General features: G+C 41.8%; 15 protein-coding genes and 1 pseudogene. 4 read left to right on the plus strand and 12 right to left on the minus strand.

Features of this window, described 5'->3' with window-relative positions:
• Window position 1: 1 nt before the first annotated feature.
• The 3 genes from SJY38_RS11820 (at window position 2) to SJY38_RS11830 (ending at window position 2784) form a co-directional block, all read left to right on the plus strand.
• Window positions 2-286 carry a DUF3630 family protein gene (locus SJY38_RS11820; RefSeq protein WP_029772370.1) on the plus strand — a complete coding sequence of 95 codons (285 nt, stop codon included), beginning with the start codon at window positions 2-4 and terminating at the stop codon, window positions 284-286.
• A gap of 146 nt (window positions 287-432) precedes the next feature.
• A complete protein-coding gene (locus tag SJY38_RS11825; protein ID WP_377109818.1) occupies window positions 433-2142 on the plus strand; it encodes a POTRA domain-containing protein in 1710 nt (569 codons plus the stop codon).
• A 69-nt stretch (window positions 2143-2211) separates the two neighbouring features.
• Complete coding sequence (locus SJY38_RS11830; protein WP_024031558.1) at window positions 2212-2784, plus strand: mechanosensitive ion channel domain-containing protein; 573 nt, start codon at window positions 2212-2214, stop codon at window positions 2782-2784.
• Window positions 2785-2858: 74 nt separating this feature from the next.
• Here the strand turns inward: SJY38_RS11830 and SJY38_RS11835 are convergent, their stop codons facing one another.
• From SJY38_RS11835 to SJY38_RS11845, 3 genes are read right to left on the minus strand one after another with little or no spacing between them, the layout of a single operon-like run.
• Window positions 2859-3917, minus strand: coding sequence for a succinylglutamate desuccinylase/aspartoacylase family protein (locus SJY38_RS11835; RefSeq protein ID WP_024031557.1), 1059 nt, complete (start codon window positions 3915-3917; stop codon window positions 2859-2861).
• On the minus strand, window positions 3904-4809 hold the full coding sequence (rimK, locus tag SJY38_RS11840) for a 30S ribosomal protein S6--L-glutamate ligase (protein WP_004587974.1): 906 nt from the start codon (window positions 4807-4809) through the stop codon (window positions 3904-3906). The genes SJY38_RS11835 and rimK overlap by 14 nt, the downstream gene beginning before the upstream one ends.
• Before the next feature lie 10 nt (window positions 4810-4819).
• Window positions 4820-5248 (minus strand): ATP-dependent zinc protease, encoded by a 429-nt coding sequence (locus SJY38_RS11845; RefSeq protein WP_377109819.1) that lies wholly within the window; start codon window positions 5246-5248, stop codon window positions 4820-4822.
• Between the two features lie 278 nt (window positions 5249-5526).
• Between SJY38_RS11845 and SJY38_RS11850 the strand changes: the two are divergent.
• Window positions 5527-6497 (plus strand): annotated as a pseudogene (locus SJY38_RS11850) (zinc transporter ZntB).
• Between the two features lie 54 nt (window positions 6498-6551).
• On the opposite strand, the gene SJY38_RS11855 reads toward SJY38_RS11850, so the two are convergent.
• The 9 genes from SJY38_RS11855 to SJY38_RS11895 form a co-directional block, all read right to left on the minus strand.
• A complete protein-coding gene (locus SJY38_RS11855) occupies window positions 6552-7727 on the minus strand; it encodes a polysaccharide lyase family 7 protein (RefSeq protein WP_004587971.1) in 1176 nt (391 codons plus the stop codon).
• A gap of 681 nt (window positions 7728-8408) precedes the next feature.
• On the minus strand, window positions 8409-8744 hold the full coding sequence (rraB, locus tag SJY38_RS11860) for a ribonuclease E inhibitor RraB (RefSeq protein WP_004587970.1): 336 nt from the start codon (window positions 8742-8744) through the stop codon (window positions 8409-8411).
• Window positions 8744-9457, minus strand: a complete 714-nt coding sequence (locus SJY38_RS11865) for a 1-acylglycerol-3-phosphate O-acyltransferase (RefSeq protein WP_024031555.1) — start codon at window positions 9455-9457, stop codon at window positions 8744-8746. Before SJY38_RS11865 ends, rraB begins: the two co-directional genes overlap by 1 nt.
• A gap of 169 nt (window positions 9458-9626) precedes the next feature.
• A complete protein-coding gene (gene parC / locus SJY38_RS11870) occupies window positions 9627-11921 on the minus strand; it encodes a DNA topoisomerase IV subunit A (protein ID WP_054983759.1) in 2295 nt (764 codons plus the stop codon).
• 10 nt (window positions 11922-11931) lie between these two features.
• Entirely contained in the window at window positions 11932-13026 is a 1095-nt protein-coding gene (locus SJY38_RS11875; protein WP_004587967.1) for a sorbosone dehydrogenase family protein, read from the minus strand.
• 30 nt (window positions 13027-13056) lie between these two features.
• Entirely contained in the window at window positions 13057-14946 is a 1890-nt protein-coding gene (gene parE / locus SJY38_RS11880; RefSeq protein ID WP_055254871.1) for a DNA topoisomerase IV subunit B, read from the minus strand.
• Between the two features lie 26 nt (window positions 14947-14972).
• Window positions 14973-15542 carry a YqiA/YcfP family alpha/beta fold hydrolase gene (locus SJY38_RS11885; RefSeq protein WP_004587965.1) on the minus strand — a complete coding sequence of 190 codons (570 nt, stop codon included), beginning with the start codon at window positions 15540-15542 and terminating at the stop codon, window positions 14973-14975.
• A complete protein-coding gene (locus SJY38_RS11890; RefSeq protein ID WP_377109820.1) occupies window positions 15527-16312 on the minus strand; it encodes a metallophosphoesterase in 786 nt (261 codons plus the stop codon). Before SJY38_RS11890 ends, SJY38_RS11885 begins: the two co-directional genes overlap by 16 nt.
• On the minus strand, window positions 16299-16757 hold the full coding sequence (locus SJY38_RS11895) for a DUF1249 domain-containing protein (RefSeq protein ID WP_024031550.1): 459 nt from the start codon (window positions 16755-16757) through the stop codon (window positions 16299-16301). Before SJY38_RS11895 ends, SJY38_RS11890 begins: the two co-directional genes overlap by 14 nt.
• Window positions 16758-16779: the final 22 nt, after the last annotated feature.

Genomic DNA, 16779 nt, shown 5'->3' on the forward strand with positions numbered 1-16779 from the left:
TATGACCCAAATTGAATATAATCACGCCCATAAATGCATTGTTATAAGCCCGGTAGAAGCCCCACACGATGAAGACTTTGAGCTGTGGAGCACACTGTTTTTACACGCCGATGAAATAACAATTATTGACTACGCAGGGGGTGCTGACCGTCATCAATTGCGCTTTAGCTATCAACAGCAAACCTTTAATTTAAATTTTGAACACTACAGCGAAAGTATTTGGATTAATGGCGAAGGCCAAGAAGCCGAGCATTTATTAGCAGCCCTTGCTTTTTACTTAAGCTAAAACACTTCGCATATGCACTAATTAACAAAGGTGCGTAACGGTAACAATTAATTAGTTTCAAAATCCATACCTTTTACTTACATTGTAATAACAATGATGTAAGCTGATATTACGACTCATATTTGCAGTAGTATTGAAGAGGTTGAATGGTGAATAGAAAATGGATTGCACACTGTTGTATAAGCTTAGCCCTTGTAAGCTTTAGTGCGCCTAAGGCCTTTGCACAACAACCACCCAATAAAACTAATACCTGCTCCGCTGTGCAAACTCACTCAGACAAAAGCAATAATTTACGCCGTGAGGTTGAAGATAAAACCACACTGATTAATAGTCGCAGCGACGCCCAAATAACCTCAATTACCCTTAAACAACTTAACGTTTTTAATACCGAGTTGGAGGAGGAAAATAACGCGCTTTTTCGTTTTGCCAACCGCGCGCATATTCAAACCGAGCCAGACGTTATTAGTAATATTCTGTTATTTAAACAAGGCGATAATTACAATGCCAGAAAACTCGCTGAGTCAGAGCGTTTATTACGCCAACAAAACTATTTATATGATGCGCAAATAAGCGCGGTTGAAAACTGCGACGGCAACGTAGATGTAACGGTGGTAACTCGCGATTTATGGACCTTACTACCCGAAATAAGCTTTAGTCGCAGCGGTGGCGAAAATAAATCGAGCATTGGTTTTCGTGAGTCCAATTTACTGGGTTGGGGTAAGCGTTTGTCGTTTTCACGCACCACCGACAGTGATCGTAATGGTTATTTATTTGTTTATGACGATCCTAATATATTATCTAGCCGGTATCGCGGGCGCTTAGAGTATGCCGACAACAGTGACGGTAAACGCCACTTATTAGAGCTAACCTATCCGTTTTACGCCATAGATACACCTTATAGCTATGGTATTAAAAGCTTTTCTGAACAGCGAGAAGAGTCGTTGTATCGCCGTGGTGATGAATACAGTGAGTTTGATCAAACAACCGATTTTTTTAGCACTTTTTTAGGCCACTCTAAAGCATTATCTGATAGCTGGACACAGCGCTTAACGCTTGGCTATGTAAACCAAGAAGACAGCTTTGCAGAAATAGAAACAACCTTTGCTCCCTTGGCCAAAAACAGACAACTAAGTTACCCCTATGTGAGTGGTCATTGGTTTGAAGACAGTTATATAAAAGTGCGTAATTTTGACAGTATTTCGCGCACCGAAGATTTAAATTTAGGGTGGAATATTAAAGCCCTATTAGGTTACTCAGATGAATCACTAAGTAATGATGACAGCAGAGCCGTGTATTCGTTAAAAGCTAAAAAAGCACACTTTACTACCGACAGAACGCTGTGGCGTTTTAGTGCTCAAGTGGATGGTTATTGGAATAAAGAGCAAAAACAACTAGAAAACTTTTTAGCCACCAGCGAAGTGCAGTACTACTTAAATACCAGCGAAAACCAATCCTGGTTTGTTAAAGCCCGTGCTCAGTATGCTAAAAACCTAACCGCCGATAAGCAGCTAACACTTGGCGGCGAAACGGGCCTTCGTGGCTATCCTATGGATTACCAGCATGGCGACCGAAGCTTTTTAGTCAGCTTAGAAAAACGCTATTACTGGGAGTACGATTTACTGCAGCTATTTAAAGTCGGTGCAGCGGGCTTTGTTGATGTTGGCCGCGCTTGGTTTAACGATGAAGACAACGGCGAAAACGATCATGTTTTAAAAAATGTTGGGGTGGGTTTGCGTTTAGCACCTAGCAGAGCAAACTCCGGCACCATGATCCACCTTGATATTGCCGCCCCGCTTGATAGCTACGGCGATGTTGATTCGGTGCAGTGGCTCGTGAGTGTTAAAAACACCTTTTAAATAGCGAGCAATAAACGAAAGCGTTACACTAGCGCTTTAATTTTCCTAAAAAAAGTACGGGATCACACTTTGGAATTGTTTGCACTTTTAGAGCTAATGGGTACGCAATATAAATTGATTGTTACCCTTATGGCCATTTTACTTTTTCCTCTTTTATTAAAAGTCACTAAAAAGTTGCTCGAAAAAACCATAAAAGGAAAAGTAGATGTTCATCGTAAATTTAGAGCTGAGCTGTTATTAAAAATAATACTCGCGTTTGTAGTGCTGTGCTTAGTGCTTATATTTTGGGGTATAGAGCTGCGCGGGCTATTAGTTTTGGGCTCATCATTATTTGCTATGCTCGGAGTCGCTTTATTTGCCGCTTGGTCGCTGCTTAGTAACCTTACCGCTTTTTTACTCATGTTTATTCAAAATGGTTTTCATGTGGGAAATTGGGTGCGTATTGTTGATGGCGCAAACCATATAGAAGGGCGCATTGTCGAATTAGGTTTAATGAACGTGCTACTTGAGCATGTGGATGGGCACCGAGTTGTTTACCCAAATAACCTGTTTGTGACACGCCCGGTTATGGTATTAAATAAAGAACCTAAGCCTACAAAGGCACCGGTAATAAAACGGATTATTGGCCCTAAAAAGACATAGTTTTAAAAGTCATATCCGCAAAAAAGCCGCAGTAAGGCAAACCTCACTGCGGCTTTTTACTAGCTAACATAATGCTAATTATTTAGCTCAGCTGTTTTAAGCTCTTCATCTAAATCATTTATTTCGTCAATAAAATGCTCTAATTGCTGCTCTACTAAGCTGTTATCATTTGCAAAGTAAGCAAGGTGGAATACCGCATCCCCTTCGTTTACTAATGGCATAGTTTGCTGGCCTATCACAATACCGCCTTTAGGCGCTAAAAGCTCAAGTTCGGCATCACCTAATGGGCTACTTATGTACGCCAGCACTTGGCCTTTTTCTACGTGTTCACCTAGCGATACTTGTGCACGTACAATGCCATCTACCTCAGCGCGTATCCAACTTGTAGACCCTGCAATAATAGGATCGGGCAGCTTTTTAGGACGTTTGCCGCGGATCATTTTTAAATGCCGCATCACATAATCCACACCCTGCACACCTGCTGCAATGGCAATAGGGTCAAAGCGTAAGGCTTCACCGGCTTCGTAAGTAATAACCGGTATACCTAAATTAGCGGCTTCACTACGTAATGAGCCATTACGAAGGGATGCATTTATAACCGCTGGCGTACCGAATGCTTTGGCCATATCAGCGGTTGCTTCATCATCTAAGTTAGCGCGTATTTGCGGTAAGTTAGTTCGGTGAATAGCCCCCGTATGTAAATCAATAATGTGGGTACAATGTACCGCCACCTGATTAAAAAACATATGTGCCATACGCCCCGCTAGCGATCCACGCTCAGAGCCCGGAAAGCTGCGGTTCATATCACGTCTATCGGGTAAATAACGTGATTTATGAATAAATCCAAACACATTAACAATCGGCACAGCAATTATGGTTCCGCGCAGTTGGCTTGCATCTATTTTAGAGAGCAGCTGGCGTACAACTTCTACACCATTTAGCTCATCCCCATGAATAGCGGCACACACCATCAGCACTGGACCTTCCATTACACCATTAACCACTTCAATAGGAATATTGAGCGGTGAATGGGTGTAAAGTTTAGCAGCCTCTAAGGCAAGGGTTTTACGCTCGCCCACGCCTACACTTTCACCTAGTAAGGTAAAAGGACGATTAATTTTAACCTTTGCCACGGGTTGCGGTTCCTTTAATAGCAGCATTTTTTTCGATGAAATCAATCACCATACCGGCAATATCTTTACCTGTTGCCACTTCAATCCCTTCAAGGCCTGGAGAAGAGTTTACTTCCATTACCAACGGCCCACGAGATGAGCGAAGTAAATCAACGCCCGCTACATTTAAGCCCATTGCTTTTGCTGCAGCAACGGCGGTTTTACGCTCTTCTGGGGTAATGCGTACCAATGTAGCGCTACCACCACGGTGAAGGTTTGAGCGAAACTCGCCTTCTTGCGCTTGGCGCTTCATGGCCGCTATTACTTTATCGCCAAGTACAAAACAACGAATGTCGGCTCCGCCGGCTTCTTTAATGTATTCTTGAACCATAATATTGGCTTTTAAACCCATAAACGCTTCAATAACACTTTCAGCCGCTTTACGTGTTTCAGCAAGTACAACACCAATGCCTTGTGTGCCTTCAAGTAATTTAATAACAACCGGAGCACCGCCTACCATTTCTAGTAAATCTTTAACGTCATCTGGTTTGCTGGCAAAACCGGTTACCGGCATGCCTACCCCTTTACGTGATAACAGCTGAAGTGAGCGTAATTTATCGCGCGAACGAGAAATAGCCACCGATTCGTTAACAGGATAAACCCCCATCATTTCGAACTGACGTAAAACAGAGCAACCATAAAACGTCACCGATGCGCCAATACGCGGAACAATGGCGTCAAAATCTTTTAAATTTTCACCACGGTAGTGAATTTCTGGCTGTTCTGAGTTTATATTCATATAGCAACGAAGCGCATCAATCACCTTTACCTCGTGACCGCGTGCCTCTGCCGCTTCAATTAAGCGACGCGTTGAATATAAATTTCTGTTGCGAGATAAAATACCAATTTTCATAGTTAAAACCTTAACTATCTAATAAATGAGATAAAGCCGGATCAACGACTATACGATTTTCCATGGCTGTACGCCCTAGTAACATTCTAAACTTCATTGTTGCTCTACTCGTTAAAGTAACTTCTATTGGCCAGCTGTGCTGCCCTGCATGCAATGTTGTTTCTATAAAGTAGCGTAACTCTTTTTGCCCACTTGAGCTGGTTACCGCCTTAATTTTTTTAACCTTTGCTTTGCAAGTAATGCGTGCTTGCTCATCGTCTTGCAAAGGCTGGGCTATAAATTTTACCCACTTTTCACCGCCCTCTTCGTACTCTTCAATGTTAATTGCATGAATACATGAAGTACGGGCGCCAGTATCAACTTTTGCTTTTATCTTTTCGATGCCAAGCTCGGGTAAACTTAACCACTCACGCCAACCAACAGTTAACTTTGCTGTCATAAATGTGCCCTTAATAAAAAAGTGACTTATACGCTACGGTGCAAAAAACACCAGCGAAATAAATTTATCTAGTCGATGAGTAAATTAAATTGATCTTTTATAGGAACTAATCACACAATGCGCGCCTTGCTATTTAGTGCCTTATTTAGCAATTAAAGCCTGCATATAGGTTTTACCTGAACGCTAACTTATTAAAAGTTAAGGTAAGTTTGTAAAGCACTATGCAGATACACTATAGTTAACTGTATTAAAAATACACTATTATATGAGTTTAAAATATGATTAATGGTTTACTGCATGCACTGGTGCTTGATGAAAAAGGCGGCGCGCTCGCCATAGAAAACACCCGCGATTTAAATAACTGGCACCCTAGCCAAGGTAAACTGTGGATACATATGGACTACAGCCAAAGCGAGGCAGTAACGTGGCTTAAAAGCCAGGCTCACCTTACCGACTTTGAGCTTGATTCGCTTATTGCTGATGAAACTCGCCCTCGCTTAACACCTAGCACCAATGGCCATATGCTGTTTTTGCGTGGTGTAAATTTAAACCCAGCGCAAAGCCCTGAGGACATGGTGTCAATACGTTTATTTATTAGCGAATCTGTGGTTATTACAACGCGCAAACGTCGCTTACTTTCGATTCAAGATATATTAGCAGAGCTTAATGCTGGCCACGGCCCATGCTCAATATCAGAGTTGGTCGGCTCTATTACGCAAAAACTGACATCGCGCATGCAAAGTGTCATTGATACGCTTGATGAAACCCTGGATGAATTTGAAGAAGAAATAGACGAGCCAAGTAAAAAGTTTGATAACCAAGGTTTATCTCAACTACGCCGTCAAACTATTGCCTTAAAACGTTACTTAAAACCGCAAAAAGAAGCGTTGAGTTTAATGGTAAATAACCATTACCCTTGGCTTTTAGATGAAGATAAAGCAAAGCTAAACGAAACCACTAACTTACTTATTCGTTATTTAGAAGAGCTAGATAGCGCCATAGAGCGTGCGCAAATTATTCAGCAAACCATTACTAACCAGGTGTCTGAGCAATTAAATCAACGCATGTATGTAATGTCAGTTGTGGCTGCGCTTTTTTACCACTGGGCTTTTTAACGGGCCTTTTAGGGGTAAATGTAGGTGGCATACCTGGTACCGAAAACCCTTATGCATTTAGTGCATTTGTGATTTTTTTAATTGTGCTTACTGGCGGTATTGGCGTGTACTTTAAAAATAAAAAATGGTTATAAGATAAAGTTTTTTTATTATGGCCACTCAATTGAGTGGCCATAATAAGTCACTAATTAATTAGTTTCGCGCGTATAACTCACATTGGTCATCGTCACTTTTGACTCTGTAATGCCTAAATCCTCAAAACAGTTTTTAAACGAGTTAGAGTTTCCGGCCTCACCACATTTATCTAATGTGTATGGGTCTTGCGATTGCAGGTAGTTACCAAACTTAAAGTATGACTGCGAATCATCCTCTACCGGTATACCGAACGAGTTACCGAATGCCGTAACCTCTACATCGCCGTAGTTATTAACTACCCGCAAGTTAAATGTCTCACCGCTGGTCATTGTACCCAAAGCAAATTTTTCTTCATTACCGCTGGTATTACGTAAACGTACGTACACATCAAAAATTCCGTTGTTCGCTACGCTATCATTAAAGCCCGATTCATCAGTATCCGACACATACACTTTAGATATAGTGCCGGTATCGCTAGCATGGTGCTGCGATATAATTGTTTTTCCGCCATCAGACATCTCAACTTTTACCGTAGCTTCGAACACTTCATAGGTTTGAGTCATAGCAACGCGTAAACTTTCTTTAACCTTATACTCATGACGCCAGCCATTACCATTAGGCGTAATATGTTGTGCCTCTAACGGCACAAACACTAAGGTGCTATCGTCAACGAGAGGATTTGGGTTATCCCCTTCTAAATCAAAAATGCTACCACTGGTTATGCTGCTAGGAATTGTTGAACCATTTGAGTTATCGCTGCCGCCATCTGAGCCACCATCATTGCTGCCGCTACCCTCAACCAAGGCAAAATTATCAAACCTTACATCGCTGGTGTTGTTGTAATGTTTAGCAAAAACCTGAAGTGAATTGGTGTTTGCTGAGGTAAATGTTTTTGTTACTTTAGTCCACGAAGAAACATTAAAGGTTTGGTTTTTAAATAAACCATTTAAATCGTTTACACCAATTTGCCCTTTACCCAGCACATAAGCACTTAGGGTGTATTCAGTGTTAGGCTGTATATCTACCACTTGATAAACCCGTGCTGGACTGCCCTGAATTTTTAACGATTTTGAGCCACTGTAAGCATCTGAAGAAATAGCGGCTGGGTCGGTTTCGTTCCAGTTACTAAAGCCACTTTCAAAGCCTGCATTATTAATTGTTGCAGCATGAGATAGCGCTGAACTTGTCGCAATTGCGCTGTAAAAAAACAGTTTTTTATGGTTAATCATTATCTTTATTCCTTTAAACCTGAATATAAAAATAACCTAACTACCTAGTTTTGTGTCAGTCACTAAAACTTAGATCACCCTGTGTAAACAGGTTTCTATTTTTGTGTATGAATAGATTTGGCAAGAACACTCGGGTTACAAAAATCAATCTAAAACCCTTAAATTGGCCTTACCAATATTAATGCCATATGGCGAGCTAAAGGCTATATTTTTTGTTACCAATATGTCAACAGAGGATGTAATAGCAAATAAGTATTAGTTTTATTAAATATTGCATTTACAACTTGTAAATAGTTATGTCTATTCAACAGGTTATATATTAGGGACAGGTTAGCAATAAATAAAAATATTTTTTCAATTTAATGAATAAGTAGTACGTCGAAATAAGCCCTATTACCAATAGGAATATGAACAAGCTTAACTTTTAATGAATAAATTAAGGAGAATTAAGTTTTTTATATGAAAGATAATAATTGGTTATAACAAAAATAAAATTGGTAACACGAAAAGTATTAAATTTTTGCCGTTAAATAAGGCAAAATAAAGGGGGTATTAATGCGCCATTACACTAAAAATGAATTAATATCTGAAAATAGGCTGCGATTTAAAGAGTCATGTTTACTCTGTGCACAAAAAAAGCGAGCATATATAAATGCTCGCCTTTATCAACTAGCTAACGCCTTACTCTTGAAAGTAAGTGCCCCAACCGTCGTATTCAACGTCACACTCAACAGCTAGCGCTGCAAGTTTATCAACGTCTTCCATTATAACTTCAACGTCTAGCTCAGCTTCGACTACAATATCAAAGCTCCAAATTTTGCTGCCATCTTCTAACTCAAGCTCTGCCGGTTCTTCAACATCGTAGCCTAATTTAAAGGCAGCCAGTGCCGCTTGCTCTAATTTGCTAAAATCTTCGCATACAAAATGATGCTCAACTTCATAAAGTATTTCAGGATCAGAGCCATCTTCAAGTAGTGAACTTACGATGTCTTCACTTATTTCACGCCAGTTTTCCATTATTTATCTCTCGCTTGAGCATCTAATTCAGTTATTTTAGCAGCCATAATACTATGCACTTGTGTGGCCTGTTCACGGGCACTCACTTTTTTATCAAGTGATATAGGCGCTAACATTTCAATGTAAATTGTACCATTATCCCAGCGGTTTAGCTTAATAGTTTTATCAGTTGTGCTCATACATACCGGTACTATGGGTACATCTGCGCTTAAAGCGGTGTGAAATGCACCGGTTTTAAATGGCAGTAAACCGCGGCCATAGCTTCTTGTGCCTTCGGGAAATACCCAAATAGATAGGCCTTTTTGTTTAATTTTTTCAGCGGCTTTTGAAATTGTACCTGCCGCTTTTGAGCGATTAGCTCTATCAATCAGTATGTTGCCCGACAACCAGTAAAGTTGTCCAAAAAATGGGATCCACTTTAAGCTTTTTTTGCCTAAGCTAACGCAGTTTTCAGGCACCATAGCCGATACAGTAAATAAATCGTAATTGTTTTGATGGTTTGATAGGTAAACCGCAGGGCCAATATTGAGCGCATCTGGGTGGCGCTTAAGGACAAGTTTAACCCCTAACATTTTAGCCATTGAGCCAAACCAGCCGGCTATCACATGCACATTATTAGGGTGAAACGGTCTCACAATCGACAATAACAACCCAAACACGCAGCTGAAAAATATAAACAGCACCATAATTAAAATACGTATAACAGCTAACAAACTTCTCTCCAAAATGTGTGTGCAATGCGCTATAAGCCACGCATATTTCACTATTATAACGTGATTTTATGACGATCACGAGACAATAGCGAACAGCTGTAAGCTGAAAAATACAGGATAAACAAAAACGGCCTGCAAAAGCAGGCCGTTAGAGGTATATATTACGGGTTTATTCTTCGGCTAATGTGTCATCACTTTGCTCATCTGCCGGCGTAAACTCCACCACTGCTTCATCAACACGCTGTAAGCCTCGCGGTAACTTATTACCTCTACGCCCGCGCTCACCATGATAATGCTCCAAGTCGCTCGGTTTAAGCGTTAGCTTTCGTTTACCAGCATGAAGGGTAACGCTACTGCCTTGTGGTACCACCGCCAGCACTTTGACAAACTCTTCACGTGCTTGCACTTTAGCCCCTGGTATAGAGATAATTTTATTGCCTTTACCTTTACCTAGTTTTGGTAAGTCGCGCAGTGGGAACAACAGCATGCGTCCTTCGTTCGAAATGGCCATGCAGTAATCGGTTGCTACATCGTTTACTCTGATTGGTGAGAGTAAAATTCCGCCCTTAGGCACGCTCACTAAGGCTTTACCGTTTTTATTTTTACTTACTAAATCTTTAAAGTCAGTAATAAAACCATAACCCGCGTCAGAGGCCATAAGTAGCACCTGATTGTCTTCACCCATTACCACGTGCTCAAAATTAGCCCCAGTGGTGAGGTTAAAGCGCCCAGTCATTGGCTCGCCCTGGCTACGTGCCGATGGCAAGCTGTGTGCATCGGTTGCAAATGCACGCCCTGCTGAGTCTAAAAATACCGCAGGCTGATTACTCTTACCCTTAGCGGAGGCTTTGTACTCATCGCCAGCACGGTAATTAAGCCCTTCTACGTCAATGTCATGGCCTTTACCAACACGTGCCCAGCCTTTATCAGAAAGCACGACTGTTACCGACTCTGAAGGAATTAAATCTTTTTCACTCAGTGCTTTAGCTTCTACGCGCTCAATAACAGGTGAGCGGCGATCGTCGCCATACATGTCGGCCGCTTCTTGAATTTCTTTTTTAAGAAGCGTTGACATACGACGGTCTGAGCCAAGCGTTTGCTCTAACTTGTCACGTTCTTTGGCCAGCTCATCTTGCTCGCCACGTATTTTAAATTCTTCTAGTTTTGCTAAATGACGAAGTTTTAATTCTAAAATGGCTTCGGCTTGAGTATCGGTTAAATCAAAGCGCTCCATCAACACAGGTTTTGGTTTATCTTCTGTGCGAATAATTTCAATTACTTCATCAATATTTAAAAAGGCAGCAAGTAAACCTTCTAAAATATGCAATCGTGCCAGTACTTTATCTAAACGGTGCTGTAAGCGCCTACGTACTGTTTCGCGTCTAAACGTTAGCCACTCAGATAAAATACTGCGTAGGTCTTTTACTTGCGGGCGGCCATCAAGGCCTAGCATGTTTAAGTTTACACGGTAGTTTTTTTCAAGGTCGGTGGTGGCAAATAAGTGCGCCATTAACGGCTCAGCTTTAATGCGGTTTGAACGCGGTACAATCACAATACGGGTTGGATTTTCGTGATCAGACTCATCTCGTAAATCAGCGACCATTGGCAGCTTTTTAGCATTCATTTGCGCTGCTATTTGCTCAAGCACCTTAGCCCCTGAACACTGATGCGGTAGCGCAGTAATAACAATATCGCCATGCTCTTCAGTATACACCGCGCGCATTTTAATTGAGCCTCGGCCGGTTTTGTATATTTTATGAATATCGGCTTTTGGAGTAATTATTTCAGCGTCGGTTGGATAATCAGGTGCGTGTACAAGCTCAAGTAACTCATCAAGCTCGGTTTTAGGCTTATCAAGTAATAAACAACAGGCACTGGCTACTTCACGCACATTATGTGGTGGAATATCGGTTGCCATACCTACTGCAATACCCGTTACGCCATTTAACAAAATATGCGGTAAGCGCGCCGGTAATACTAATGGCTCGTCCATGGTGCCGTCAAAGTTTGGCGTCCAATCAACGGTGCCTTGGCCTAGCTCTTTAAGTAATACCTCAGAGAACTTTGATAAGCGTGCTTCGGTATAACGCATTGCCGCAAACGATTTAGGGTCATCTGCTGCCCCCCAGTTACCTTGCCCATCGACTAATGGGTAACGGTAAGAAAACGGCTGCGCCATTAATACCATAGCCTCGTAACAGGCACTGTCGCCATGTGGGTGGTATTTACCTAATACATCACCTACCGTACGAGCCGATTTTTTATATTTAGCAGCGGCCGATAAACCCAGCTCGCTCATAGCATAAATAATACGACGTTGAACCGGTTTTAAACCATCACCAACATGCGGTAATGCACGGTCCATAATTACGTACATAGAGTAATTTAAGTAGGCGTCTTCAGTAAAACGCCCCATTGTTTGTTGTTCAATTCCTTGCATTAGCAAGGTATCTGTATCACTCATTAAAGCTTACCTAGTTTTTCTTATAGCTTACGCGGTAGATCACGTTTGCGTAATCGTCGCTTATTAGCAGACTGCCGTCATTTAATTGTGCAAATGCAACTGGGCGTCCAAAGGTTGTTTCGTTATGCATAAAGCCGGTAATAAATGGCGTGTATTTAGTAATACGCCCTTGCTCTACATTGGCTACAGCCACTTTATAACCTGATTTTTTAGTACGATTCCACGAGCCATGTTCAGCAACAAATAGTTGCTCTTTGTAAGAGCCCGGGAACTGTTTACCGGTATAAAAATGAATACCAAGGGGCGCAACGTGAGCACCTAGCGCAAGCGCTGGCGGGCTGTAGTCGCTAATGTTTTTACCTTTACCAAACTCAGGATCTACAATGGCACCGGCGTGAACATAAGGAAAACCAAAATGCTCGTTTTCTTTACTTACGCGGTTAATTTCATCAGGTGGAATATCATCACCCATCATGTCGCGGCCATTATCACTAAACCATAATGCTTGCGTGCTTGGATGAAAGTCAAACCCCACTGAGTTGCGTACCCCTTGGGCTATTGTTTTAATTTGTTTGGTTTCTACATCAAGTGCAAAAATACGCCCGTAACGCTCATCTTCGGCGCATATATTACACGGAACACCAACCGGAATAATAAGCTCTCCGGTGGGTGCAAAGCGTAAAAACTTCCACCCGTGGTGACGATCCGATGGCAACGCGTTGTAAACCACGTCAAATTTAGGGTCTTTTAACTGCGTGTCTACGTTTTTAAAGCGAATAATACGGTGTACTTCACCTACGTATAGGTCGCCATCTTTAATTGCTAAACCAGAGGGCATGTTTAGCCCCTCAGCAATCACCATTTTTTTATCTGCTACGCCATCACTGTTATGATCGATTAACGCATACACATTTCCTGCTTTGCGCGAACCTGCGTAAACAATGCCTTTTTTTGATACTGCTATTTGGCGTGCATTTTCAACATCATCAGCAAATAAGCTTACCTCAAACCCAGGTGCTACGGTGAGTTTGTCTAGTATGTCTTTTGCCATTGCTGGTGCTGTTGTTAAGCCAAGCAATAATAAACTTCCTAGTATTTTATTCATTTGCCTCTCCAAGTGTTAAACACAAGCTTATTATACTTGTGCTTTATTACCGTGATCTTCTAGCCACTGGCGTCTGTCTGACGAGCGCTTTTTAGCAAGTAGCATATCCATCATTTCTAATGTTTGCTCTTCTTCATCTAGCGTAAGTTGCACTAAGCGGCGAGTATTTGGGTCCATTGTCGTTTCGCGCAGCTGCAGCGGGTTCATTTCGCCCAACCCTTTAAATCGTTGCACGTTTACTTTACCGCGTTTTTTCTCTGCTTCTATGCGGGCCAAAATACCTGTTTTTTCATCTTCATCGAGGGCGTAATACACCTCTTTACCAATGTCGATTCTAAACAGTGGTGGCATAGCCACGTATACATGCCCTGTTTTAACCAATTGCGGAAAATGACGCACAAACAAAGCACACAATAAGGTGGCAATGTGTAGTCCATCCGAGTCAGCATCGGCCAATATACAAATTTTATTATAACGCAGGCCGGTTAAATCAGTTGAGTCTGGGTCAATACCCAGCGCCACCGAAATATCATGCACCTCTTGCGAGGCTAATATTTGCCCTGATTCAACTTCCCACGTATTCAAGATTTTACCGCGCAGTGGCATTATTGCCTGAAACTCACGATCGCGCGCCTGCTTAGCCGAGCCACCTGCTGAGTCACCCTCTACCAAAAATAGTTCTGTACGGTCGTTATCGGCGGCACTACAGTCGGTTAGTTTACCGGGTAACGCAGGGCCTGAGGTAACGCGTTTACGCACCACTTTTTTAGCCGCTCGCAATCGGCGCTGTGCATTTGAAATACACAGTTCAGCAAGCAATTCTGCAGTGTCTGTGTGCTCGTTTAACCATAAGCTAAATGAGTCTTTAACCACACCCGATACAAACGCTGCACATGAGCGAGAAGAAAGCTTTTCTTTAGTTTGACCAGCAAATTGTGGGTCTTGCATTTTTACCGATAACACATAGCTACAGCGCTCCCAAATATCATCTGGGGTAAGCTTTACGCCACGCGGTAATAAGTTTCTAAATTCACAAAATTCGCGCATTGCTTCAAGTAAGCCTTGGCGCAAACCATTTACGTGAGTACCACCTTGTGCGGTAGGAATAAGGTTTACATAGCTCTCAGCAATCGACTCGCCGCCTTCAGGTTGCCATACAACAGCCCAATCAGCCCCTTCAATCGAGCTTGAAAACTCGCCTACAAATGGGTCTTTTGGCAGTACTTCAAAGCCTTTAACAGCTTCAATTAAGTAATCCTTTAAGCCTGTTTCGTAAAACCATTCTTGAGTTTCTTTAGTTTGCTTATTAACAAACTTAATGCGCAAGCCTGGGCATAAAACCGCTTTAGCTTTTAATAGGTGGTTTAATTTAGTAATTGAAAAGTTAGCTGAGTCAAAGTAACTCGCATCGGGCCAAAATCGAACGGTTGTACCGGTGTTGCGCTTACCAACAGTGCCAATGACATTTAAGTCTTCAACTTTATCGCCGTTTTCAAAGGCCATTCTAAATTGTTGAGCGTCGCGCCTTACCGTTACTTCAACACGGTGCGATAACGCATTTACAACCGAAATACCTACCCCGTGTAAACCGCCCGAAAACTGATAGTTTTTGTTAGAGAATTTACCACCTGCATGCAGCTTGGTAAAAATCAGCTCCACCCCAGGAATACCTTCCTCAGGGTGAATATCTATAGGCATACCACGGCCATCGTCTATAACTTCAAGAGAGTTATCTTCGTGTAAGATCACATCAATTTTAGTGGCATGGCCCGCCATGGCTTCATCGACACTGTTATCGATAACCTCTTGGCCTAAATGATTTGGACGTACCGTGTCGGTATACATACCAGGGCGGCGTTTTACCGGCTCTAATCCATTGAGAACCTCAATGGCTTCGGCGTTATAATTTTGCTGACTCATAATTTTTATCTTTATATGCGCTTAGGCTAATTTGTTTTAGGTAATTTAAGAAACTCTACAATACTATCTAAGGTGCGTTCAAAACCAACAAAGCTGTGATCGCCACCAAACTCAACTAACTGTTTGCATTGTGAAAAATAATTTACTGCGTGTTGATAATTTAACACTTCATCTCCCGTTTGCTGCAACAAATAGAGCAATTCGGGGGATGTTAATTTAGGCACATACAATGCTTTTAAAGCATCCATGTGGCTGGTATTTAACTCATAATGATAATCTTGATACGGATTATAATTGTGGCCAATAAGCGGCGCTAATAAGTTAAACGGTGCTACTGCTGGGTTTATTAATGCTGCTCGCAGGTTATAACGCTGCGACAAATAGGTGGCATAAAATCCACCTAGTGAGCTCCCAAGTAACGCGGTATCTGGCGTTAATAAATGCTCAAGCTGTAAAATAGCTTGTAAGGGCTCGTGATTTAAACGCGGTACGCAATAGTCAACGTCATAGTTTGCCATAAGCTCGCCAAAGCGCACAGCTTTATATGATTTTTCAGAACTATTAAAGCCATGAATATAAATTACGCGTTTAACCATACAACATCCGTTTTAACTGTTAAAGCATTGTCCTGTGTAGTTAAATGCAACATTCGATAAGCGGGGCCGTGGTTTTCTTGCTGCCATTGCGGGCAATTTTTTGTAAATTGCACCGAACTGGCGGGCGTTGCATAAATACTCAGCTCTCTAAAAGTTTGCGTATAGTGATTATGCACATGACCGTGCAGCAACGCCGCTACATTAGCGCTATTAACTAACACGTTTAATAACTGCGGGCCGTTTTCAAGCATGTGTTTATCAAGATAGCCATTAATAGCAAGCGGGTTGTGATGACAAAACACCACATGCTGTGATTGCGAACTTGCTAAACAATCCGCGATTTCATTTAAGTGCTCGCTAGACACCCACCCTGCAGGTGTAGGGCCTTTTGAATTTATAAGTAGCAGCTCAAATCCTTGTGCGATAATGCGTTTAGCTGACACTATTTGCCCACCACTGATGCGATTAAGCATGGTAATCTCATCATGATTGCCTGGTACCCAAAATACTGGGCAGGTCAAATCAGCGTTATTAATAAGCTCAGCAAATAATAAATAAGATTCAAAACTATGATCTTGTGTTAAATCACCACCAAATATAACCGCATCTAATGACTGCGTGGCCATGTGCGCTAATGCTTGTGCAAAATGCGCGGCGGTGTTTACGTTAAAGTACTCAGCGTTAGGGTCGGCAAATAAATGGCTATCGGTTATATGCGCAACACGCAGCGATGAGCGGTTAAAGTGATAATGCTCATCAAACCAAGCCATTGTTTATATCCCAGTTTAGTACTGCTCGGCCATGCTCTACACAGGCTACTAACCAGTCATATAAAAATGCATTAAGTTGATACTTTTCATCTTTTTGGTGCATTTTAGGATTTGGATAACCATAAGATGGCTTTATCCGTTGATGATAATCGTGGTGAATAATTTCAGCCACTTTTGCATCTTGATAAAGCCTGACTGTTAAATACAAAGGAGAAACGCCTTTAACCATCCCTGTTAGCTGTTTGATAGAAATATCCAGTGTGTACTTAGCACTATCGTCAATGATAATGGCAAATTCACTATGACCTAGTTTAACTTTACGCACACTATTAGCGCTGCGCTCTTTAGGTAATAGTTTTGAAAGACGTACGTAATTATGCTCGCAAAGCGTCATGTACTTTGGGAGGCTCTGAATATATCGTTGGGTTGCTAAAAGTGCTGTCAAAGTACCGCCGTATTAAAAAGTT

Source organism: Pseudoalteromonas sp. R86517 (assembly GCF_042466295.1).
In the GTDB taxonomy this organism is placed as follows: Bacteria; Pseudomonadota; Gammaproteobacteria; order Enterobacterales; family Alteromonadaceae; genus Pseudoalteromonas; species Pseudoalteromonas atlantica.